Genomic DNA, 20902 nt, shown 5'->3' with positions numbered 1-20902 from the left:
GTCAAGGAGTACAAGGCCGAGCTGATGCACCCCTACTACGCGGCCGAGCGCGGCCTCGTGGACGACGTCATCGACCCCGCCGAGACCCGCGAGGTGCTCATCGCTTCCCTGGCGATGCTCCGCACCAAGCAGGCCGACGTGCCCTCGCGCAAGCACGGCAACCCACCCCAGTAACGGAGCAGTCGATGGTCAAACAGGAACGTGCGGTGCGCACACGTGAAGCTCTGATCCGGGCGGCGGCCGAGTCGTTCGACCAGGACGGCTTCACGGTCGCCTCGCTCACCCGGATCAGTTCACGGGCCGGGGTGAGCAGCGGCGCACTGCACTTCCACTTCGCCAGCAAGGTGGCGCTGGCGGACGCCGTCGAGGAGGCGGCCGCGGTGGTGCTGCGGGCCGTCGCGCACGACCCCGGCCACCCCGGCAGCAGCCGGCTCCAGCACCTCGTCGACGCCACGCACAAGCTCGCCGAGGCCCTGCGCGAGGACGTGGTGCTGCGCGCGGGGTTCGAGCTGAGCGGCGAGGCCGCCCGGGTGCCGCACACCGATCTGCGGCTGGCCTGGCGCGAGAGGGTCGAGCGGCAGGTGCGGCGCTGCGAGGAGGCCGGTGAGCTGCGCGCCGGCGTGACGGTGGGGCGGGTGGTCTCCGCCGTGGTGGCGGCGACGGTGGGGTTCGAGGTCCTCGGGATCAGGAACAGGGCGTGGCTGGCCCCGGGCACGATCGCGGATTTCTGGCGGCTGCTGCTGCCCACGCTGGCGTCCGACGCCGTGGTCGCCCGCATCCGGCCCGAGGGGTCCGTCCGGTCCGTGGGCTAGCTCCCCGCACAGGTGATTTTACTGGACCATCCGGTTTTTTTACTCTTCCTCGAAGGTCGGCTTCCGAGGCTCCGCGCGTCCGGGAACGATCGTCCACCGCCCCCGCCCCCGCGGACGCCCGCAGGGAGGCGGGGGTCACGCGTGTTCTCGGCTGTCTGGATCCGGCCGTCCGATGGCTCTTTGTTTTCGGTGCTCAGCGCCCCGTTCGAGTGAAACTCAGGGACGACCCTGCGATTTTTCCTGCTCAGACCCAGGCTGGACGAACCTTCGTTCGAGCATCGTCTGGCTGGATATCGTCACTCAAGCCATCTTGTGATTGTTCTGTGTTGACAAACCGACTGCGCCGTTTTTTTATCAAGGGGTTGGATGACAAGCAGGGCACCGGACCGCAACGGCGGCAGCGCGTAGGCCGAGCACCGGTCTCCGGCCTGAACTCGTGGGGGACAATATGGACATCGAAGTGCTGGGCGCGCTGTCGGTGCGCGAGAACGGGGTGTCGATCGTGCCGACGGCCCCCAAGCCCAGGCAGGTCCTGGCCCTGCTGGCCCTCCAGGCCGACCAGGTGGTCCCCGTGGCCTCGCTGGTGGAGGAACTGTGGGGGAGCAGACCGCCCCGCAGCGCACGCACCACGCTCCAGACGTACGTGCTCCAGCTGCGGGAGCTGCTCGCCGAGGCGCTCGCCCACGGCGAGAACGAGCGGTGCAGCCCCAAGGACATCCTCTCCACCGTCCCCGGCGGCTACCGCCTGGACACCCGGTCCGGGAGCATCGACTTCCGCGAGTTCGAGCGCCAGGCGGGCGCCGGTTACCGGGCCATGGACGCCGAGGACTACCCCGGGGCGGCCCGCCGCCTGGCCGACGCGCTGTCGCTGTGGACGGGACCGGCGCTCACCGACATCCAGGCCGGCAACCGCATCGACATGGAGGTCAAGCGGCTGGAGGAGGCCCGGCTGTGCGTGCTCGACCAGCGCATCGAGGCCGATCTGCGGCTGGGGCGCCATCGTGAGCTGCTGCCGGAACTGACCGTGCTGGTCAACCAGTACCGGATGCACGAGAGCCTGCACGGGCAGTTCATGCTGGCGCTGCACCGGTCGGGGCGGCGGGGCGAGGCGCTCGACGTCTACCAGCGGCTGCGCACCACGCTCGTCTCCGAGCTGGGCCTGGAGCCCTCCGCCGCCCTCAGCCGGCTCCAGCGCTCGATCCTCATGGCCCGCTCCGACGTCCCCCCGGCCCCGGCCGCGACCACGGCCCCGGCCTCCCCGGCCTCCCCGGGTGCCGCCGGCCGCCGGCTCGTCGCCCGTACGAACTGACCGCGCGGGGCGCCGCGCGCACGGCGCCCCGCGGCGAACCGGCCCGAAGGGCGGTGCGCGGGCGGGCCGTGACGGGTCACGGCGCCGCCCGCAGCACCAGGGCCGAGTTGAAGCCGCCCCGGCCCCGGGCCAGCACCAGGGCCGTGCGCAGGCGGGGCAGGGCGCGGGGGGCCCCGGTGACCAGGTCCAGGGTGTGCTCGGGGGCCGGGCGGGAGGTCGCCGTGGTGGGAGGGACCAGCTGGTGGCGCAGGGCCAGCAGGGCCGCCGCCACGTCCAGCGAGGAGCCGCCCGCCCCCAGGCGGCCGGTCATCGACTTCGGGGCCGTCACCGGCACGCCGTAGGGACCGAACAGGGCGCGCAGGGCCGTGCTCTCCAGGCGGTCGGCGACCGGGTCCGCCGCCGCGTCCGCGAAGACCACGTCGACCTCGTCCGCGGCGGTCCCGGCGTCGCGCAGGGCGAGTTCGGCGGCCTCCCGCAGGCGGGGCCGGTCCGGGCCGTCGAAGGTCGCCGCGCAGCCGGCGACGGTGCCGTAGCCGCGCGCCCCGCGCCGGGCGGCCGACCCGGCGTCCTCCAGGACCAGCAGGGCGCCGCCCTCGCCCACCACGTGGCCGTCGGCGGCCGCGTCGAACGGCCGGTAGGCGCGGGCCGGATCGGCGGTCCGGCTCATCCGGCCGTCCGCCAGGTGCGCGGCCCAGCCCCAGGGGCACAGCGTCGAGTCGACCCCGCCGGTGACCATCAGGCTCGCCCCGGCGCGCAGCCGCCGCCGCGCGCGGGCGAGGGCGTCGATGCCGCCCGCCTGCTCGCTGACGACGGCGGAACCCGTGCCGCGCAGCCGGTGCCGGATGGAGATCTGCGCGGTGCCCGCCGCGTGGAACCAGGCGGCGGACTGGTAGGCGCTGACGTACCGCGGGCCCTTGCACCACAGCGCCGCGAGCCCGCGCTGCCCGGACTCGGCGCCGCCCGCCGAGCTCGCGGTGATCACGCCCGCCCCGTGTTCCGGCAGCCCGGCCGGGTCCACGGCCGCGTCCGCCAGGGCCTCCTCGGCGACGGCGAGGGCGATGCGCGTGACCCGGTCGGTCGCGGGCAGCAGCCTGCTCCGGACGTGCTCCTCGTCGACGAAACCGGGCAGTTCGCCGCCGATGCGCACCGGGTAGCCGGAGGCGTCGAAACGGGTGAGGGGGCCGATGCCGCTGCGTCCCTCCAGCAGCGCCCGCCACCAGGCCTCCGTGCCCAGGCCGTTGGGGGCCGCGACCCCGATACCGGTGATCACGGCCTGCCGCGCCGGTTCTGTGCGTGCCGTCATGCCGCCGTCCTCAGCCGCGGCCGGGTGAGCACCGTGGCGCTGTGGAACCCGCCGAACCCGCTGGCCACGCTCAGCACCGTGCCGGTGCGCTGCTCCCGGGCGACCAGCGGGGTGTAGTCGAGGTCGCAGGACGGGTCGGGCTCGTGCAGGTTGGCCGTCGGCGGCACCGTGTCGTGCTGCATGGCCAGACAGCTGGCCACCAGGTCCAGGGCGCCGGCCGCGCCGAGCGCGTGCCCGATCATCGACTTGATGGAACTGACCGGGACCCGGCGGGCGTGCTCGCCCAGGCTCGCCTTGAACGCGTGCGTCTCGTGCCGGTCGTTGGGCCGGGTGCCCGCGCCGTGGGCGTTGACGTAGTCGACGTCGACCGGGTTCAGCCGTGCCTCGTCCAGCGCGGCCCGGATCGTCGCGGCCATCTCCTGCCCGCCCGGCCGCAGCCCCGTCATGTGGTGCGCGCTGCTCAGGGCGGCGAAGCCGGACAGCTCGGCGTAGGCGTGGGCACCGCGTCTGCGCGCGTGCTCGAACTCCTCCAGGACCACCACGGCCGCGCCCTCGCCGAGCACGAAGCCGTCCCGGGTGCGGTCGTAGGGCCGGCTGGCGGTCCACGGCTCGTCGTTGCGCGGGCTGGTGAGCCGGATACGGTCGAAGCAGGCCATGGCGATCGGCGAGATCGGCGCCTCCGCGCCGCCGGCGAGCACCACGTCGGCGCTGCCCTCCCGGACCAGCTCCCAGCCGTGCCCGACCGCGTCCAGGCCCGAGGTGCAGCCGCTGGACACCAGGCCCACCGGGCCCTGCGCACCGCAGTCCCGCGCCACCTCGGCCGCGAGCGACGAGGGCACGAAGTAGTCGTACAGGCAGTCCGCGGCCCGGGCGTGGTCCACCGCCCAGGCCTTGCCGCAGTCGCTGAGCAGGGCGTACTGGGTGGCCAGCCCCGTGGTGCAGCCGATGGCGCTGCCCAGGCTCACCCCGCGGCGCAGCGGATCGCCCGCGCCGTCCAGCCCGCTGTCGGCGAGCGCCTCGCGGGCGCTGACGAGCGCGAACTGCGCCGCCCGGTCCAGGCGTTCGCCGTCGGCCGGGGTGAAGCCGTGCGCGGCGGCGTCGAAGTCGACCTCGGCGGCGATGCGCGAGCGGTGGGTCGAGGCGTCGAACAGGGTGATCCGGCGGGTGGCGGTACGGCCGGAGGCCAGCAGGGACCAGAAGGGGCCGGCGCCCACCGCGCCCGGTGCGACGACCCCGATCCCGGTGATCACGACGCGTCTCATCGGCCGCTGTCCGGTGCTCCGGCGCCCACCAGGTCCCGGCAGGCCCGTCCGACGAGCCGCGGCAGCTGCGCGGAACCGGCGAAGAAGTGGTCCCCGGCGACGGTGTGCCGCACGATCGGCCCGCTGGCCCACTGCTGCCAGTGCCGCACCGAGTCGGGCGCCGCCAGCGGGTCGTCGCTGCCCGCGAAGACCAGCACCGGGCACCTGACGGGCCCGCCGGTGACCGGGTCCAGCGCCGCCTCGCGCAGGGACCGGGCCAGCCGCAGGTCGTCGCGGAGCACGGGCAGCACGCTGCGCCGCCACAGTCCGCCGGGTGAGGCGGTGGCGCCCTGCGGCAGCGAGCCCAGGTCCCCCAGCAGCGGCAGCAGTTGCTCGTCGGGCAGGTCGGCCGCGCCCACCAGGGCGGTCGCCACGTGCGGCGGCAGACAGGCGCCCAGCGCGAGGAACAGCGGTGCGGGAGCGCCGGCGTCGTCCAGCGCCCGGGTGAGCGTGTAGGCGACGAGCGCGCCCAGGCTGTGCCCGTACAGCGCGTACGGGCCCTCCCCGGCGGCCTTCAGCAGGGTCGGCAGCAGGTCGGCCAGCAGTCCGGCGCGGTCGGTGACCCGGGTCTCGCGGCGGCGGCTGTCGCGGCCGGGCAGCGGCAGGGCCACCACGTCGACGGCCGGTCCGACCGCCGCCGGCCAGCGCCGGTAGCTGGCCACGCCCGCCCCCGCGTGGGCGAGGCAGTGCAGCCTGACCGGTCTTCCGCCCGCCTTCTCGACCTCCGTCCGGGAAGCCATCAGTCGCCCTCCTCCTGGCACGTCCTGCTCGAGCGCCGTCCTGGTGCCGGATGGCGGCAGCGCCGCACCCCGGGTGGCACGAGCCAAGCAGCCCCTGCTCGGGCGGCGCTCGACCCGGCGCGTGCGGCGTCCAGGCGGCGAAAAACGCCGCCGCGCTCCCGGGACGGCACGCCTAGGCCGCGTACAGGTCGAACGTCGACGTGCGGCGGGGGCCCGCGACGATGTCCAGCCGCGGGTCGACCGCCAGCATCGCCTGGTGCATCCGCTGCAGCTGCGGCGAGGGCTCGACGCCCAGCTCGTCGATCAGCCGCTGCCGGAGCCGGCGGTAGACGTCCAGCGCGGCGGCCTGCCGGCCGGAGCGGTACAGCGCCACCATCGCCTGGGAGTGCAGGCCCTCGTGCTGGGGGTGGCGGGCGACCAGGTCGGTCAGCTCGGCGATCAGCTCGACGTGCCGGCCCAGCCGGAGGTCGGCGTCGATACGGCGCTCCCGGGCGACCAGGCGGCTCTGCTCCAGCCGCATCACCTCGATCTCCAGCACCGGCCCGACGCGTACGTCGACCAGCGCGGGCCCCTCCCACAGGTCGAGCGCCTCGCGCAGCAGGGAGGCCGCGCGGGCGTCCTCGCCGTCCTCGAAGGCCTGCCGGCCCTCGGTGACCAGACGCTCGTAGCGGAAGACGTCGACCGTCTCGGAGGGGATCTGGAGCAGGTAGCCGCCGTAGCGGGTGGCGAGCACGTCCTTGGCCGAACCCGGCACGTCCGGGCCCATGGCGGTGCCCAGCATGCGGCGCAGCTGGAGGATGTAGGTCTGGAGCGTGGTCAGGGAGCTCTGCGGCAGGTTCGTGCCCCAGATCTCCTCCATGAGGGTGGGCACCGGCACGACCCGGCCGGGGTACAGGGCCAGCAGTGCCAGGACCTGGCGGGGTTTTCCCGCGGTCGGCACGATCGATATTCCGTTGACTTCGGCATTCAACGCACCCAGGACTTTTATGTTCATGATTCCCTCCGTGCCGAGATGGCGGCCGTCGGACCAGAGTGCTGATCGAGTCCTCAGATACTGTCGCTTCGCGGTTTCCTGGGTCATTTACACGTGCCGATCACTAGGCGGGTCATAACCATTGCAGACTGGCCCCCCAGATTCGTTCGAGTATGTCTCGAGCCGCCTTCGGATCCTGGCTCTGACGGGTCACTGACGCCGGGCTGACAAAACACCCGCCCACCATCGCAAATCCAGGAAAAGGCTCCCGCCGGACGGCGGCCGCTGTTAGTTTCCGGCCATGGAGACAGAATCGGCGTGTGCGGTCCCCGCCGCCGGCGCGGACCCGGTCACCCGCGGGCTGCTGGTCCGCCTGAGGGCGTCGGCGGCCCGTGGGGAGCCGGACGGGAAAGCCGGGCGGCAGGGGCCCGGCGGGAGCGGATTCCTGCCGGAACTGCCGGATTCGCAGCTGCTGGCCGTGCTCAGCGCCTATCACCGGCGCCCCTGCCGGGTGGAGTTCTCGGAACCGGCGGAGCGGGCAGCCTGAAAAACCCTCGAGAAACCCTCGAGGCACCGTCCGCGCGAACCAGCGGAATGCTGGTGAACACAGCATTCCGAAATGGCGGCCGCTACCGTGCGCCGGGGAAGCGGTCTCGTCGAAATCACCGGTGAGGGCGAGATGGAGTTCAGGATTCTGGGCCCGGTACAGATCTACGACGGCGGCGTGGACGTGTCCGTCGTGCCCACGGGCGCCAAGCAGCGTGCCCTGCTGGGCGCGCTGGTGGTCAGGGCCGGGCAGGTCGTGCCCGCGGAACGGCTCGTCGACGAGCTGTGGGCCGAACGTCCGCCGGCCCGGGCCGCCAACGCCCTGCAGGCCCACGTGGCCCGGCTGCGCCGCCTGCTGCCCCGGCCGGCGCCCGGCCCGGGCGAACCCCGCCACGAGTGGCTGGTGACCCGGCCCCTGGGCTATGTGCTGCGCCTGGGCCGCGCCCCCACCGACGCCCAGCGCTTCCACCGCCTGGTCGCCGAGGGGCGCGCCCTGGCGGCCGCCGACCCGGGCCGCGCGGTGGAGGTGCTGCGCGAAGGGCTCGCCCTGTGGCGCGGCCCCGCCCTGGAGGGCTGCGGCCGCGGCACCATCTGCTCGACGGAGGCCGCCCTGCTGGAGGAGAGCCGGCTGGTCGCCCTGGAGACGCTGTACGACGCCTGCCTGCGGGCGGGCCTGGCCCAGGAGATCACCGGCGAACTGGAGGAGCTGACGACCGCCCACCCGCTGCGGGAGCGGTTCTACGAGCTGCTGATGACCGCGCTGTACCGCAGCGGCCGGCAGGCCGAGGCGCTCGGCACCTACGAGCGGGTCCGCCGCAGGCTCGTCCACGACCTGGGCATCGAACCGGGCCCGGTGCTGCGCGGCCGGATGGAGGCGATCCTGCACCACGGGCTTCCCGGGCCGCCCCCGCGTCCCGCGGGGTCCGGCTCCGCCGTCCGGCTGCTGCCCGCCGCCGAGGGGCGGCCGGCTCCCGGGGCCGGGGAGACGGCCCGGCTCGCGGGGCCGCTGCACGACGAGATCGCCTGGCTGCGGCACCGGCTGGAGCGGCTCGCCCGCGAACAGCGGGACCTGGCCGACCGCCTCGACCGGCTCACCGCCCGCGAGGTGGCGGGACTGTGACCGGGCCCGGGCGGCCCGGGGCCCAGGCCGTGGCGGGGCCGGGCTCAGGCCGCGCGGGCGCCGCGGGTGCCGGGGTCCCGCTGGGCCTCGCGGGCCAGTCGCTGCTCCAGCGCGGTCAGCCGCGGCCGCCGCTCCGGTTCCGCGGGCGGACCGCCGTGGACCGGCGGGCCCGGGGCGGTGTCCCCCAGCGGGTGCAGCACGCCGGAGGCGGCCAGGCTGTTCCACACGCCGCGTAGGTACGGGAACGGGAAGAACGCCTCTCGCCACCCCATGGTCGTCCCCCTCCTGCGGCGCGGGGCCCGGCGGCCGCTGCCGGCGGGTGTGGCGGCCACCGTGCGCCGCCGGGGTCGAGGCGGTGCCGGGCGAGGGCGGAGCGCGGGTCGAGCGCCCGGCCGGCGCCCTGCGGGGCGGACCGCCCGCAGGACCGCTCATCGGCGCCGACGGCGTTGCGCGCGGCCCCGCCGCGCCGGCGCGTTCGAGCGGGATCCGAGCCGTCCTGGGCCGGGTCGCGAGCGGTTCCGGACAGCATCGGCGCCACGGCCGTCGGGCAGTCGCCGTCCGCCACAGACCGCCGCGGGCCGCGGCGGACGGCGGCGCCCGGCGGACCGGCCCGCCGGCGCCGGCCGCCGCAGGAGCCGCTTCGGACGACAAGGGGTGTGAGGATGCCGGATTCGCGAGTGCACCGCGCGGTGTGTGAGGTGACCGCATCGGCCCCGGCCGGCGTGCTGTACGGGCTGATCGCCGACGCCTCCCACTGGCCGCTGTTCTTCCAGCCCTGCCTGCACGTGGAGCAGCTGGACTTCGACGGCAGCCACGAGCGGCTGCGCATGTGGGCCGCCGCGGGCGAGGAGATCGCCTCCTGGGTCTCCGGCCGCCGGCTGGACGTGGGGCGGCACCGCGTGGAGTTCCGGCAGGACGTCACCGCCGCCCCGGTGGAGTCGATGCGCGGCGTCTGGACGGTCACCTCGCTCGGCGACCGCTGCAAGGTGACCCTGGAGCACGCCTTCACCGTCGCCGGCGACGACCCGGCGGACGTGGCCCGGCTGGAGCGGATCACCCACGCCAACAGCCGTGCCCAGCTGGACCGGCTGGCCTGGCTCGCCGAACGGTGGGACCGGCTGGACGCCCTGGTGCTGTCCTTCGAGGACACCGTCCGCCTCAAGGCGCCCCCCGAGCTCGTCTTCGGCTTCCTCTACCGGGCCGACGACTGGCCCGACCGGCTGCCGCACGTGCACAGCACGCGCCTGGTGGAGGACACCCCCGGCGTCCAGGTCATGACCATGGGCAGCGCCACCGGCGACGGCACCGTCCACGACACCGAGTCGGTGCGCATGTGCTTCCCCGGCGCCGGCCGGATCGTCTACAAGCAGACCCGCACCGCCCCGCTGCTGGCCGCGCACACCGGCGAGTGGTCCGTCGACCCCGACGCCTCCGGCCTGGACGTCACCGCCCGGCACACCGTGCTGCTGCGCGAGGACGCCGTCGAGCGGGTCCTGGGGCCCGGCGCCACGGTCGAGGACGCCCGCCGCCACCTGCGCGAGGAACTGGGCCGGGCCTCCCGGATCGTCCTCGACCGGGCCGCGCACCACGCCACCAGCACGGTACGGGTCCTGTGACCGCCGCCCGCGCAACGGCGGCCGAGGCCGTACCGGCGCGAGCCGCCCGCGCCGGGGGGGAAGAACCGGAGCGGGCCGCCTTCCTGGAGGCGGCGCTGGGCGACCCCTTCGACCCCGGCAACCCGCACGGGCAGCTGGCGCTGCTGCGCGCCGACGACGCCCGCGCGGTGCCCGAGGCCACCGAGGCGCTGCTCGCCGAGGCCGGCCTCGGCGCCGAGTTCGTCCCGCACGACCTGGGCGGCCGGCTCACCGACCTGGAGCGGCTCGCCCGGGTGCTGCGCCCCGTCTTCCGCCGCGACCTGGCCCTCGGCTACGGCTTCGGCATCACCTCGCTGTTCGCCGCCTCGTCGGTGTGGACCGCGGGCGACGACGGCCAGCGACGCTCCGTCGCCCGGGTGCTGCTGGACGGCGGCCGGGTCTCGATCGTGCACCGGCAGATCGCGCACGCCAACGCCATCCTGCGCAACGAACTGGCCGCCGCCCGCACCCCCGACGGCGGCTTCGTGCTCAACGGCCGCAAGGACGCCGTCATCAACGCCGACCGCACCGACGTGTTCGTCGCGTACGCGCGCACCGACGCCCGGGACGGTCCCGGCAGCCACTCGGTGCTGCTGCTCGGCCCCGAACCGCCCGTCTCGGGACGGGTGCGCCGGTCCCGCCGCGTGGAGACCTCCGGGATGCGCGGCGCCCGCTTCTGCGGCATCGAACTCACCGACGTCGCCCTGCCCGCCTCGGCCGTCGTCGGCTCGGTGGGCGAAGGCGTCTCCCTGGCCCTGCGCAGCTTCCAGGTCAGCCACTGCCTGGTGCCCGGCACGGTCGTCGCCTGCGTGGACGGCGTCCTGCGGCAGGCCGTGCGCGCGGCCACCGAGAACCGGCCCGGCGGACAGCCCGCGCGGCGCTGGCACAAGGCGCTCACCGGGGTCTTCGCCGACCTGCTCGCCTGCGACGCCATGGCCGTGACCGGTCTGCGCGCCCTCAGTCTGGTGCCGCGGGACGCGTACGTGCCGGCGGCGGCCGTGAAGTACACGATGCCGGACCTGCTGCGGGAGGGCCTGGACGAGATGGCCGCCGTGCTCGGCGCCCGCGGCTACGACCGCGGGCCCCACTACGGAGGCTTCCAGAAACTCGCCCGCGACCTGCCCGTGGCGGGCCTCGGGCACTCCGGTACGGCCCTGTGCCAGGCGGTGATCGTCCCCCAGCTGTCCACGCTGGCCCGCACCGCCTGGTTCCGCAGCGCGGAGCCGCCCGCGCAGCTGTTCGACCCCGGTGCGCCGCTGCCCGCCTTCGACCACCGCCGGCTCGCCCACTCCGGCACCGACGACCTGCTGTCGGCGACGCTCGTCGCGGTCGCCGGACGGCTGGACGGCACGTCCGGGCGCGATCCGCTGCACACCGCGCTCGCCCACCTCGCGCGGACCTTCGTCGACGAGCTGCGGGTGCTGCGCGCCCGGTGCGCGGCGCTGCCCGGCGCGGACGGCACCGCCTTCGACCCGCAGGCCTGCGTCCTGGCCGACCGCTACGCCCTGGTGCTGGCCGCCGCCGCGTGCCTGGGGGTGTGGGAGGGCCGGGCCGCCGCCGGCGACGGCTTCCTCGCCGGCCCGGCCTGGGCGGTGGTCGCGCTCGGCCGCCTGGCCAGGAGGCTCGGCGCCCAGGTGCCGGACGTACCCGCCGAGGCGGAGGCCTCGGTGCTGGCCGAGGTGCTGCGGCGGTGCCGTACGGGACACAGCTTCGACCTGTACGCGACGCGGCTGGCCGGCTGAGACCCCCGCGGGTGCGCCGCCGCGTCCGCGGACGCGCCCCGGCAACGACACGGAGGGAGAGGACGATGAAACCGGTCAGATGTGCCCTGCCCCTTCACGTGCCGCGGCCGGCCGGTCCCTGGCACGGCGTCCGGGAGAACCTGGCGCAGCTCGGCAACGCGCTGGTGTACACGACGTGGACCGAGTGGCTGCCCAGCGTGCTGACCGAGCCCCGCCTGCGGGAGCTGCTGGGGGCCGACTGGAACCGCTACCGCCGTACTCCCGACGCCGCCGTCCGCCATCGGTTCGCCGCCGCGCGGCTGCTGATCAAGCACACGGCCGCCGCCGCCCTGAAGACACCGCCCGAGTACCTCGACCTGGGCTACCGGCTGGGCGGACGGCCCTACCTGCGCGGCTTCGACCAGATCGAGGTGAGCCTGTCCCACACCGGCGACGTGATGGCCGTGGGGCTCAGCCGTACCGGACGGATCGGGGTGGACGTGGAGTTCGCCGACCGGTTCGTACGGCTGGACCTGCTGCGGACCCGCATCCTGACGCCCGCCGAGGCCGACGAGGTCGACGGGCTGCCCGAGGACGAGCGGGCCGCGTACCTGCTGCGGCTGTGGACGCTGAAGGAGGCCTACAGCAAGGCACTCGGCCAGGGACTGCGGCTCGGCTTCAAGGAGTTCGGCTTCAGCCGCGGGGGCCGGCTGCAGGCCCCCGACGGAAGTGCCGCCACGCGCGGCGAGTGGGGGTTCGCCACGCACTCGGTGCTGGACCGCTACCTGCTCAGCGTGGCCTGCCACGACGCCGGGCTCAGCACGGCGGGCGACATGTCCGTGCAGACCATGCTCGACAAGGGATTCCTGTCCGCGATGACCCAGGGCGTGCCGGACCCGCTCCCCTGAGGGCAACCGGCGGCGCCGGGTCTCCTCCGGCGGTCCTGTGGCGGATGTGGAGCCGTGTCAGGGCGGTGTCAGGCCGATGGCGGGGGCCTCCTGAACGATGTGCCCGGGAGCAGCGCGTCCGTCGGGCGGGCGCTCCCGGGCCCGCGGTGAGCCGCGGCCCGACCGGCAGCAGGCACGCGGACGCGACAGGAGGCGCCGATGGCGAGGCCGAGCCGCCCACGTCGCCGGCGTGGGCCCGACCGCCGGGCGGCCGGCGCCGCCCTCGGGCGTGCGCAGCAGCGGCCGACCGTACCGGTGACGTGGCAGCAGTACGACGTACTGCTCGACTCCCTGGCGCACCGGCACACCGGCCGGCACATCGAGCAGGTGACGTGGGACTGGCGCGGCCCGCTGGACACCGAACGCTTCACCGGCGCCTGGCAGTCCGTCATGGACCGCGAAGCGGTGCTGCGGACCGCGGTCGACTGGCAGCCCGACCCCCGCGTCCTGCCGCCCGGCCCCCGCATCGTGCTGCACGATCACGCGCGCGCCGACGTCGTGCGCCACCGCGCGGGAAGCGTCGACTGGGACGAACTGCTCGAACGCGACCGGCTGCGCGGTTTCGACCTGCGCCGCCCGGCCCCGCTGCGCCTGACCCTCCTCGACCTGCCCGGCGAGGACACCGCCCGGCCGGCCGGGCCGCCGGCCACGCGGGTGCTGCTCACCTTCCACCACGCGCTGCTGGACGCCTGGAGCGCGTTCGTGCTGATGGACGAGTTCGGTCGCGCCTACCTGGCCGGCGGCGTGCTGCCCGGCGGGGAGCGCAGGCCCGACATCCGGGACCGGGCCCGCTGGCTGGAGCGTCAGGACCCGGCGGCGGCCCGGGACTTCTTCACCCGGGCGCTGCCGCCGGGGCGCCCCGCGCTGCTGCCCGCCCTGCCCGGCCCCGAGACGCGGCAGAGCGGCTGCGGCCGGGCCGAGGCCCGCCTGAGCGCCGCCGAGGCGGGGCGGCTGCACCGCTGGGCCGGCGCCCGGGCGGTGTCCGACTCCAGCGTGCTGCACGCGGTGTGGGCGCTGCTGCTGTACCGGGCGGCCGGCACCGGCGGGCCGGTGACGGTCGGTTTCGGGGTCACCGCCTCGGGGCGTGGCATCGCCCTGGACGCCGTGGAACGGCTGGTGGGGCCGATGCGCACCTGCCTGCCCATGACCGTCGAGGTCGATCCCGCCCGCCGGCTGGCCCACCTGCTGGCCACGCTGCGCGACCGGGCGCTGGACATGGCCGCCTACGAATGGGCCTGCGCCGGGCAGGTGCAGCAGTGGACCGGCGGCAGGGCCGGCCGGCTGCTGGACAGCCTGGTGTCCGTCGAGGCGGTCCCGCGCCCGGCGGCCGAGCTGCGGGCCGGGCTGTCGGCCGCCGGCATCCGCTTCGAGGGGCAGCGGGCCGGCGGCGCGCACACCGTCCTCCCCGTCGCCCTGCTCGCCCATCACCTCGCCGACGGCTCGCTGGCCCTGGCCGCCCTGTACGACCGGGCCCGGCTCTCCGACGCCGACGCGGCCCTGCTCGTGGCCCACTGCACCCGCCTGCTGCGCCATCTGCCCGGCACCGCGCAGAGCGCCACCGTCGCCGACGTGCTGGCCGCCCTCGGCACGGACCGGGCACCGCGGATGGCTCCGGGGCGGCGCCGCGAACGGCCCGCCGAGTGGCTCCGGCCGCATTCCACGGGCGGACCGCCCACCGTCGAGGGAACCGCGAGAGAACGTTGACACCCTGGGGTGATCGACGCGAAGGAGGTGCCCATGTACGACGGCGAGACGGGAATCCTGGACGCCGGCGCGGCCGAGTTCGGGCCGGTGCCGGTGATCTGCGCGCCGCCGCTGCGGCTGGCCGGTGCGGACGACGACGACGAGGACACGATCGTCCGCGGCATCGACTGACCCTTCGGGGACACGGGCCGCCCCGCTCCCGGCCCCGCCGGCCCCGCGCCCCCGCGGCCCCTTCCGCTCTCTCGACGTTCCCGGCCGAAGTTCACGACCGACGTTCCCGAGAACATAAGGACGAAAGACGATGTCTCTGCCCGATCAGCGCCCGGCCGCCGTGGCGGTGTCCGCCTCCCTGGAGGCGTTCCTCACCGACACACAGCACGTCGCCGCCCTCACCACGATCCGGCCCGACGGGTCGCCGCACGTGGCGCCGGTGCGGTTCACGTGGGACGCGTCCAGCGGTCTCGCACGGGTGATGACGGTCGCCTCGTCCCGCAAGGCCCGCAACCTGCTGGCCGCGCCCGGCGGCCGGGTGGCCCTGTGCCAGGTGGACGGGTTCGCCTGGGCCACCCTGGAGGGCACCGGCACCGTCGTGCGCGACCCCGAGCGGGTGGCGCGGGGGGCGAAGCTGTACGCCCGGCGTTACTGGTCCACCCCGCCCAACCCGCCCGGCCGGGTGGTCATCGAGATCGCCGTGGACCGGGTGCTCAGCCTCAACACGTGAGCGCCCCGCGGCTCCAGGCCCGTACCGGGCGGGAGCCGCGGGACCGGCGGGATCCGGGCGGCCCAGGCGGCCGCCGACGCCGTCGGCGGCCCCGGCCCGGCCGCCCGGTCCTCACGCCGCCGGCGCGGGGGAGCCGTCCGCCCACAGCAGCCGGAAGGCCAGCTCCGACAGCCGCCAGCCCCGGCCGGTGCGGCGGGCCTCGCCCGTGACGAACGTGCCGGTGGCGAACAGCGGGGCCAGCTCACCCAGCGGAGGGGTGTGCCGCGCGTGGTGCACGTGCGTGGAGACCAGGTTGGCGCGCAGCGTGGCCCGGTCGCCGTCCAGCACCACCACCGGCGCGGAACCCAGGTGCTGCGTGGCCGCGAACGCCGACAGCGCCGCGCTGTGGTACTCGGCCATGCCGACGCGGCCCTGGTGCCGGCTCATCGGGAAGGCGACGACCGCGTCCTCGGTGAACAGCCCGTCCGCCCAGGCGTCGTCGAGCCTGTCGTCGGTGTCGTCGAGCGAGACGAGATAGCGGTTCAGCAGCGCCGCGACCGAGGCGCGGGACTCCTCCGGGGACTCCGCCGAACTGGTTGCAGATTCATCGATGCTGCGGGTGTAGGTCATACCTGATAATTCCATCCTCCGCCCTCCGCCCGGCAACCTTCCTGACAAAGATCTGACATTCCCGAGGTTTCTCTGGCATTCATTGTCGAAGTCCTGTACCAAACGCTATTTACGACCGTCCGCAGCCCTCGCAATACTGGCCGGACACCAGTGGGGAGAGGGCCAAATGAACGACTTCGACGCTGACGTCATCGTGGTGGGAGCCGGACCCACCGGACTTATGCTCGCGGGTGAATTGAGGCTCAATGGAGTCTCGGTCACCGTGCTCGACAAACTGAGCGAGCCCATGCAGCAGTCCAGGGCTCTGGGATTTTCGGCACGCACCATAGAAGAATTCGCCCAGCGGGGCCTCATGGCCCGCTTCGGTGAGGTCGGCGTCATTCCCGTCGGCCACTTCGGCGGCGTGGGCCTGGACTACCAGGTGATCGAGGGAGGCTCGTACGGCGCCCGCGGCATCCCGCAGGCCCGCACCGAGGCCGTCCTCGGCGGCTGGGCCCGGGAGCTGGGCGCCGAGGTGCGCCGCGGGGCCGAGGTCACCGGCCTGGACACGGCCGAGGACGCGGTGACGGTCACCGCCCGCACCGCGGACGGCGACATCCGGCTGCGCGCCCGCTACGTGGTGGGCTGCGACGGCGCCCGCAGCGCCGTGCGCACCCTCGCGGGGATCGACTTCCCCGGCACCGAGCCGACCATCGAGCTGCGCTTCGCGGACGTGGCCGGCATCCAGCTGCGCCCGCGGTTCAGCGGCGAGCGGGTGCCGGACGGCATGGTCATGGTGATGCCGCTCGGCCCGGACCGCAGCCGCGTCATCTACTTCGACCGCACCGAGCCGCTGCGCACCAGCCCGGACCCGATCACCTTCGAGGAGGTCGCCGCGGCCTTCGAGCGGCTGTCCGGCGAGGACATCAGCGGCGCCACCCCGCTGTGGGTCAGCTCCACCACCGACGTCAGCCGGCAGGCCGCCGCCTACCGCAAGGACCGTGTCCTGCTGGCCGGCGACGCCGCCCACATCCACCTGCCGATCGGGGCGCAGGGCATGAGCGCGGGCGTCCAGGACGCCGTCAACCTGGGCTGGAAGCTGGCGCTGGAGGTCAAGGGCCTGGCCCCCGAGGGCCTGCTCGACACCTACCACGACGAGCGGCACCCGGTCGGCGCCCGCATCCTGACCAACACCCTGGCCCAGCGCACCCTCTACCTCGGCGGCGACGACATCGCCCCGCTGCGCGAGGTGTTCGGCGAGCTCGTCGAGAGCTACGAGTCCGTGCAGCGCCTGCTGGCGGGCATGGTCACCGGCCTGGACATCCGCCACGACGTCGGCGAGGGCGACCACCCGCTGCTCGGCCGGCGCCTGCCGGAGCGGGAGCTGGTCGTCGACGGCGAGAAGATCTCCAGCTTCACGCTCCAGCACACCGGCCGCCCGGTGCTGCTCGAACTCGGCGGCGACCACGGGCTGCGCGCGGCGGCCGCGGGCTGGGCCGACCGGGTCGACCTGGTGGCCGCCGACTTCGACTGCGAGGCGCCCGTCGACGGCATCCTCGTCCGCCCCGACGGCTACGTCGCCTGGGTCGCGCCCACCGGGGCCGGCGCCGACGGCCTGGCCACCGCCCTCACCCGCTGGTTCGGCCCCGCCGCCTGAACCCGTTCAGCCGGAATCCGTCCGTACCGTCACAGGAAGCGAAGGAAACCCATGCCCACCGTCTCCGTCGAGGCCAACCACCTCACCGTCCTCAACCTGTTCACCACCGACGCGCCCGAGAAGCAGGACTCGCTCATCCAGGAGATGACGAAGATCGTCAACGCGGCGACGTACGAGGGCTGGATGTCCAGCACCGTGCACGCCGGCGTCGACAGCCCCGGCACCGCCAACTTCATCCAGTGGCGCAGCGGCGAGGACCTCGAGAGGCGCTACCAGGGCGAGGAGTTCAAGCACCGCACCCTGCCGGTCTTCGGTGAGATCACCACCTCCATCCGGCTGCTGCAGAACGAGATCGCCTACACCCTGACCCCCGACGGCCCGGGCAGCGAGGTGACGATCTGCCCCAACCGCGGCAACTACACCGTCATCGCCGTCCACAAGGTCGCGCAGGGCGACCAGGACGAGCTGATCGACGCCCTCGGCCCCGGCCAGGCGGGCATCGTCGACGCCCCCGGCTTCCGCGGGCACGTCGTCCTCAAGGGCCTGCGCGCCCGCGGCCTGGAGGGCTCCTTCGTCGTCTCCTACTCGCAGTGGGAGAGCAAGGAGGCCTACGACGCCCACCGGGACCTGCCCGAGGAGAAGTGGCCGGAGGGCCGCAGCAAGGCCCACGCCCGCATCACCGCGGTCACCACCGAGGTCGACGTCAACACCTACCAGGTCGTCCTCACCCGCGCCGCCGGCGACGAGTGAACCGGCGTGCCGCCCGCCGGCACGCCCCACGGCTGCCCGGGCGCCCGGTCCTCTCGCGGGGCCGGGCGCCCGCCGCACCCGGCCGGCCGCCCGTGAGCGCGGCTCAGGCCGGCCTCAGGCGCTGTGCGGGCCGGGCCCTACCGCCGGGCCGCACCGTCGACACGGAGGGGCCCGCCCCGCCGGCCACCCGGCCGCCCCGCCCGCTACGCGAAATCTCCCATGCAACGCCGAGGAGCTGAACCTCTATGCACAGCACGTTGATTGTCGCCCGGATGGCCGAGGCCTCGAGCAACGACGTGGCGCGGCTGTTCGCCGACTTCGACGCGACCGACATGCCCCACCGCATGGGAACGCGGCGCCGCCAGCTGTTCTCCTACCGGGGCCTGTACTTCCACCTCCAGGACTTCGACGAGGACAACGGCGGCGCGCTGATCGAGGCCGCCAAGACCGACCCGCGCTTCATCGGGATCAGCGAGGACCTCAAGCCCTTCATCGAGGCGTACGACCCGAAGACCTGGCGCTCGCCGGCCGACGCCATGGCCACCCGGTTCTACGACTGGGAGGCGTCCGCGTGAACCGGCGACGCGTTGTCATCACCGGGATCGAGGTCATCGCCCCCGGCGGTGTCGGCCGGGACAGGTTCTGGGACCTGCTGAGCAACGGCCGTACCGCCACCCGGGGCATCACCTTCTTCGACCCCGCCCCGTTCCGCTCGAAGGTGGCCGCCGAGGCCGACTTCGACCCCTACGAGCACGGCCTGACGCCCCAGGAGGTGCGCCGGCTGGACCGGGCCGCCCAGTTCGCGGTCGTCGCCTCGCGCGGCGCCGTCGCCGACAGCGGCATCGACCTGGGCGCCGTCGACCCGCACCGCGTCGGGGTCACCGTGGGCAGCGCGGTCGGCGCGACGATGGGCCTGGACGAGGAGTACCGCGTCGTCAGCGACGGCGGCCGCCTCGACGTCGTGGACCACACCTACGCCGTCCCGCACCTGTACGGGCACATGGTGCCCAGCTCGTTCGCCGCCGAGGTCGCCTGGGCGGTCGGCGCCGAGGGCCCGAGCACCGTGGTCTCCACCGGCTGCACCTCCGGCATCGACTCCGTCGGCTACGCCGTGGAGTTGGTCCGCGAGGGCTCGGCGGACGTGGTGATCGCCGGTTCCTCCGACGCGCCGATCTCGCCGATCACCATGGCCTGCTTCGACGCGATCAAGGCGACCACCCCCCGCCACGACGAACCGCAGTGCGCCTCCCGCCCCTTCGACGCCACCCGCAACGGGTTCGTCCTCGGGGAGGGCACCGCCTTCTTCGTCCTGGAGGAGCTGGAGAGCGCCCGCAGGCGCGGCGCGCACATCTACGCCGAGATCGCCGGCTACGCCACCCGCTCCAACGCCTACCACATGACGGGCCTCAGGCCCGACGGCGTGGAGATGGCCGAGGCGATCGAGCGGGCCATGGACGAGGCCCGGCTGAACCCGGAGTCGATCGACTACATCAACGCCCACGGTTCCGGCACCAAGCAGAACGACCGGCACGAGACCGCCGCGTTCAAGCGGAGCCTGGGCGAGCACGCCTACCGCACCCCGGTCAGCTCCATCAAGTCGATGGTCGGGCACTCCCTCGGCGCGATCGGTTCCATCGAGATCGCCGCGTCCGCGCTGGCCATGGAGTACGACGTGGTGCCGCCCACGGCCAACCTGCACACCCCGGACCCGGAGTGCGACCTCGACTACGTGCCCGTCGTCGCCCGGGACCAGCTCGTCGACACCGTCCTGACCGTCGGCAGCGGGTTCGGCGGCTTCCAGAGCGCCATGGTGCTCGCCAGCGCGGAAAGGAGCCTCGTATGACCGCCTCGGTGGTGGTGACCGGCCTGGGCGTCGCGGCGCCCAACGGACTGGGCACGCAGGACTACTGGTCGGCGACGCTGGGCGGCAAGCACGGCATCGGCCGCATCACCCGCTTCGACCCGTCCGCCTACCCGGCCCGGCTGGCCGGCGAGGTCCCCGGCTTCGTCGCCGAGGAGCACCTGAGCAGCCGGCTGCTGCCGCAGACCGACCGGGTCACCCGGCTGGCGCTGGTCGCCGCCGACTGGGCCCTGAAGGACGCCGGCGCCGACCCCGGGGAACTGCCGGAGTTCGACATGGGCGTCATCACGGCGTCCGCCGCCGGCGGCTTCGAGTTCGGCCAGGGCGAGCTGCAGAACCTGTGGAGCCGCGGCAGCCAGTACGTCTCCGCCTACCAGTCCTTCGCCTGGTTCTACGCCGTCAACAGCGGCCAGATCTCCATCCGCAACGGCATGAAGGGCCCCTCCGGGGTCGTCGTCAGCGAGGGCGCGGGCGGCCTGGACGCCGTCGCGCAGGCCCGCCGGCAGATCCGCAAGGGCACCGCCCTGATCGTCACCGGCGCGGTCGACGCCTCGATCTGCCCCTGGGGCTGGGTCGCCCAGCTGACCACCGGCAAGCTGTCCACCAGCGACGAACCGACCCGCGCCTACCTGCCCTTCGACCGGGACGCACGCGGTTACGTGCCCGGCGAGGGAGGCGCCATCCTCGTCGCCGAGGACGCCGGGGCGGCCCGGGCCCGCGGCGCCCGCGTCTACGGCGAGATCGCCGGCTACGGCGCCACGATCGACCCGCGCCCGGGCAGCGGACGCGAGCCGGGCCTGCGCAAGGCCGTTGAGGTCGCCCTCGCCGACGCCGGGGCGGACGCCGCCGACGTCGACGTGGTCTTCGCCGACGGCGCCGGCGACCCGGCCGGCGACCTGGTCGAGGCGCAGGCGATCAGCGCCGTCTTCGGGGACCGCGGGGTGCCGGTGACGGTGCCGAAGACCATGACCGGACGCCTGTACTCGGGCGCCGCCCCGCTGGACCTCGCGGCGGCCTTCCTGTCGATCCGCGACGGGGTGATCCCGCCGACCGTGCACACCGAGCCGTGCCCGGACTACCCGCTCGACCTGGTCCTCGCCGACCCCCGCCCGGCGCCCGTGCGCACCGCGCTGGTCCTGGCCCGCGGCAGCGGCGGTTTCAACTCCGCGATGGTCGTGCGCGCCGCCGTCTAGCGCACCCCCTCACCGCACACCC

At 74.7% G+C, this 20902-nt stretch carries 22 protein-coding genes; 16 read left to right on the top strand and 6 right to left on the bottom strand.

Translation table 11 applies throughout. The annotated features are described in order from the left end of the window. From ACZ4V6_RS33010 to ACZ4V6_RS33000, 3 genes are all read left to right on the top strand, one after another. The coding region (locus tag ACZ4V6_RS33010) for a carboxyl transferase domain-containing protein (protein WP_467834482.1) at nt 1-174 on the top strand (174 nt) is incomplete at its 5' end. Nucleotides 175-206: 32 nt separating this feature from the next. Then, entirely contained in the window at nt 207-812 is a 606-nt protein-coding gene (locus tag ACZ4V6_RS33005; protein ID WP_467834478.1) for a ScbR family autoregulator-binding transcription factor, read from the top strand. Nucleotides 813-1260: 448 nt separating this feature from the next. Further along, nucleotides 1261-2121 (top strand): AfsR/SARP family transcriptional regulator, encoded by an 861-nt coding sequence (locus tag ACZ4V6_RS33000; RefSeq protein WP_467834476.1) that lies wholly within the window; start codon nt 1261-1263, stop codon nt 2119-2121. Between the two features lie 76 nt (nt 2122-2197). Here ACZ4V6_RS33000 and ACZ4V6_RS32995 read toward each other — a convergent pair whose 3' ends face one another. The 4 genes from ACZ4V6_RS32995 to ACZ4V6_RS32980 form a co-directional block, all read right to left on the bottom strand. Further along, entirely contained in the window at nt 2198-3424 is a 1227-nt protein-coding gene (locus ACZ4V6_RS32995; RefSeq protein ID WP_467834474.1) for a beta-ketoacyl synthase N-terminal-like domain-containing protein, read from the bottom strand. Then, nucleotides 3421-4686: a beta-ketoacyl-[acyl-carrier-protein] synthase family protein gene (locus tag ACZ4V6_RS32990; RefSeq protein ID WP_467834473.1), complete on the bottom strand. Its 1266-nt coding sequence runs from the start codon at nt 4684-4686 to the stop codon at nt 3421-3423. The genes ACZ4V6_RS32995 and ACZ4V6_RS32990 overlap by 4 nt, the downstream gene beginning before the upstream one ends. Continuing rightward, nucleotides 4683-5465, bottom strand: coding sequence for a thioesterase II family protein (locus tag ACZ4V6_RS32985; RefSeq protein WP_467834471.1), 783 nt, complete (start codon nt 5463-5465; stop codon nt 4683-4685). The genes ACZ4V6_RS32990 and ACZ4V6_RS32985 overlap by 4 nt, the downstream gene beginning before the upstream one ends. A gap of 172 nt (nt 5466-5637) precedes the next feature. Further along, nucleotides 5638-6459 (bottom strand): AfsR/SARP family transcriptional regulator, encoded by an 822-nt coding sequence (locus ACZ4V6_RS32980; RefSeq protein ID WP_467834469.1) that lies wholly within the window; start codon nt 6457-6459, stop codon nt 5638-5640. Between the two features lie 280 nt (nt 6460-6739). Here ACZ4V6_RS32980 and ACZ4V6_RS32975 point away from each other — a divergent pair, with 280 nt between their 5' ends. Both ACZ4V6_RS32975 and ACZ4V6_RS32970 read left to right on the top strand, forming a co-directional pair. Next, complete coding sequence (locus ACZ4V6_RS32975; protein ID WP_467834467.1) at nt 6740-6985, top strand: hypothetical protein; 246 nt, start codon at nt 6740-6742, stop codon at nt 6983-6985. A gap of 72 nt (nt 6986-7057) precedes the next feature. Then, entirely contained in the window at nt 7058-8104 is a 1047-nt protein-coding gene (locus tag ACZ4V6_RS32970; RefSeq protein ID WP_467834465.1) for an AfsR/SARP family transcriptional regulator, read from the top strand. Nucleotides 8105-8148: 44 nt separating this feature from the next. Here the strand turns inward: ACZ4V6_RS32970 and ACZ4V6_RS32965 are convergent, their stop codons facing one another. Further along, nucleotides 8149-8376, bottom strand: coding sequence for a hypothetical protein (locus ACZ4V6_RS32965; protein ID WP_467834464.1), 228 nt, complete (start codon nt 8374-8376; stop codon nt 8149-8151). Between the two features lie 426 nt (nt 8377-8802). On the opposite strand from ACZ4V6_RS32965, the gene ACZ4V6_RS32960 reads away from it, so the two are divergent. The 6 genes from ACZ4V6_RS32960 (at nt 8803) to ACZ4V6_RS32935 (ending at nt 14831) form a co-directional block, all read left to right on the top strand. Next, complete coding sequence (locus tag ACZ4V6_RS32960) at nt 8803-9720, top strand: aromatase/cyclase (protein ID WP_467834462.1); 918 nt, start codon at nt 8803-8805, stop codon at nt 9718-9720. After that, nucleotides 9717-11480, top strand: a complete 1764-nt coding sequence (locus ACZ4V6_RS32955) for an acyl-CoA dehydrogenase family protein (RefSeq protein ID WP_467834460.1) — start codon at nt 9717-9719, stop codon at nt 11478-11480. The genes ACZ4V6_RS32960 and ACZ4V6_RS32955 overlap by 4 nt, the downstream gene beginning before the upstream one ends. A gap of 65 nt (nt 11481-11545) precedes the next feature. Further along, nucleotides 11546-12367 (top strand): 4'-phosphopantetheinyl transferase family protein, encoded by an 822-nt coding sequence (locus tag ACZ4V6_RS32950; RefSeq protein ID WP_467834459.1) that lies wholly within the window; start codon nt 11546-11548, stop codon nt 12365-12367. A 294-nt stretch (nt 12368-12661) separates the two neighbouring features. Beyond that, nucleotides 12662-14110: a condensation domain-containing protein gene (locus ACZ4V6_RS32945; RefSeq protein WP_467834457.1), complete on the top strand. Its 1449-nt coding sequence runs from the start codon at nt 12662-12664 to the stop codon at nt 14108-14110. Between the two features lie 9 nt (nt 14111-14119). Then, entirely contained in the window at nt 14120-14281 is a 162-nt protein-coding gene (locus ACZ4V6_RS32940; RefSeq protein WP_467834455.1) for a hypothetical protein, read from the top strand. Nucleotides 14282-14411: 130 nt separating this feature from the next. Further along, nucleotides 14412-14831: a pyridoxamine 5'-phosphate oxidase family protein gene (locus ACZ4V6_RS32935; protein WP_467834453.1), complete on the top strand. Its 420-nt coding sequence runs from the start codon at nt 14412-14414 to the stop codon at nt 14829-14831. A 111-nt stretch (nt 14832-14942) separates the two neighbouring features. Here ACZ4V6_RS32935 and ACZ4V6_RS32930 read toward each other — a convergent pair whose 3' ends face one another. Continuing rightward, nucleotides 14943-15440: a nuclear transport factor 2 family protein gene (locus ACZ4V6_RS32930; protein ID WP_467834451.1), complete on the bottom strand. Its 498-nt coding sequence runs from the start codon at nt 15438-15440 to the stop codon at nt 14943-14945. 166 nt (nt 15441-15606) lie between these two features. On the opposite strand from ACZ4V6_RS32930, the gene ACZ4V6_RS32925 reads away from it, so the two are divergent. From ACZ4V6_RS32925 to ACZ4V6_RS32905, 5 genes are all read left to right on the top strand, one after another. After that, a complete protein-coding gene (locus ACZ4V6_RS32925; RefSeq protein ID WP_467834449.1) occupies nt 15607-17076 on the top strand; it encodes an FAD-dependent monooxygenase in 1470 nt (489 codons plus the stop codon). A 51-nt stretch (nt 17077-17127) separates the two neighbouring features. Beyond that, nucleotides 17128-17826, top strand: a complete 699-nt coding sequence (locus tag ACZ4V6_RS32920) for an antibiotic biosynthesis monooxygenase family protein (RefSeq protein ID WP_467834447.1) — start codon at nt 17128-17130, stop codon at nt 17824-17826. A gap of 245 nt (nt 17827-18071) precedes the next feature. Continuing rightward, nucleotides 18072-18401 (top strand): TcmI family type II polyketide cyclase, encoded by a 330-nt coding sequence (locus ACZ4V6_RS32915; RefSeq protein WP_077801395.1) that lies wholly within the window; start codon nt 18072-18074, stop codon nt 18399-18401. Next, the gene (locus ACZ4V6_RS32910) at nt 18398-19669 is read left to right on the top strand and encodes a beta-ketoacyl-[acyl-carrier-protein] synthase family protein (protein WP_467834445.1); all 1272 of its coding nucleotides are present in this window, start codon (nt 18398-18400) and stop codon (nt 19667-19669) included. Before ACZ4V6_RS32915 ends, ACZ4V6_RS32910 begins: the two co-directional genes overlap by 4 nt. Beyond that, complete coding sequence (locus tag ACZ4V6_RS32905; protein ID WP_467834443.1) at nt 19666-20880, top strand: ketosynthase chain-length factor; 1215 nt, start codon at nt 19666-19668, stop codon at nt 20878-20880. The genes ACZ4V6_RS32910 and ACZ4V6_RS32905 overlap by 4 nt, the downstream gene beginning before the upstream one ends. Nucleotides 20881-20902 lie beyond the last annotated feature (22 nt).

The organism is Streptomyces sp. NPDC029152, from assembly GCF_055564355.1.
The sequence above is the reverse complement of the archived record's forward strand: the minus strand, read 5'-3'. Positions and strand labels throughout refer to the sequence as shown.

Bases quoted from the DNA above. Each gene is read 5' to 3' on its own strand.
- ACZ4V6_RS32985 (WP_467834471.1), bottom strand. From the start codon at position 5,465: ATGGCTTCCCGGACGGAGGTCGAGAAGGCGGGCGGAAGACCGGTCAGG.
- ACZ4V6_RS32990 (WP_467834473.1), bottom strand. From the start codon at position 4,686: ATGAGACGCGTCGTGATCACCGGGATCGGGGTCGTCGCACCGGGCGCG.
- ACZ4V6_RS32950 (WP_467834459.1), top strand. From the start codon at position 11,546: ATGAAACCGGTCAGATGTGCCCTGCCCCTTCACGTGCCGCGGCCGGCC.
- ACZ4V6_RS32915 (WP_077801395.1), top strand. From the start codon at position 18,072: ATGCACAGCACGTTGATTGTCGCCCGGATGGCCGAGGCCTCGAGCAAC.
- ACZ4V6_RS32930 (WP_467834451.1), bottom strand. From the start codon at position 15,440: ATGACCTACACCCGCAGCATCGATGAATCTGCAACCAGTTCGGCGGAG.
- ACZ4V6_RS32920 (WP_467834447.1), top strand. From the start codon at position 17,128: ATGCCCACCGTCTCCGTCGAGGCCAACCACCTCACCGTCCTCAACCTG.
- ACZ4V6_RS32970 (WP_467834465.1), top strand. From the start codon at position 7,058: ATGGCGGCCGCTACCGTGCGCCGGGGAAGCGGTCTCGTCGAAATCACC.
- ACZ4V6_RS32935 (WP_467834453.1), top strand. From the start codon at position 14,412: ATGTCTCTGCCCGATCAGCGCCCGGCCGCCGTGGCGGTGTCCGCCTCC.
- ACZ4V6_RS32925 (WP_467834449.1), top strand. From the start codon at position 15,607: ATGAACGACTTCGACGCTGACGTCATCGTGGTGGGAGCCGGACCCACC.
- ACZ4V6_RS32995 (WP_467834474.1), bottom strand. From the start codon at position 3,424: ATGACGGCACGCACAGAACCGGCGCGGCAGGCCGTGATCACCGGTATC.
- ACZ4V6_RS32965 (WP_467834464.1), bottom strand. From the start codon at position 8,376: ATGGGGTGGCGAGAGGCGTTCTTCCCGTTCCCGTACCTACGCGGCGTG.
- ACZ4V6_RS32980 (WP_467834469.1), bottom strand. From the start codon at position 6,459: ATGAACATAAAAGTCCTGGGTGCGTTGAATGCCGAAGTCAACGGAATA.
- ACZ4V6_RS33000 (WP_467834476.1), top strand. From the start codon at position 1,261: ATGGACATCGAAGTGCTGGGCGCGCTGTCGGTGCGCGAGAACGGGGTG.
- ACZ4V6_RS32905 (WP_467834443.1), top strand. From the start codon at position 19,666: ATGACCGCCTCGGTGGTGGTGACCGGCCTGGGCGTCGCGGCGCCCAAC.
- ACZ4V6_RS32975 (WP_467834467.1), top strand. From the start codon at position 6,740: ATGGAGACAGAATCGGCGTGTGCGGTCCCCGCCGCCGGCGCGGACCCG.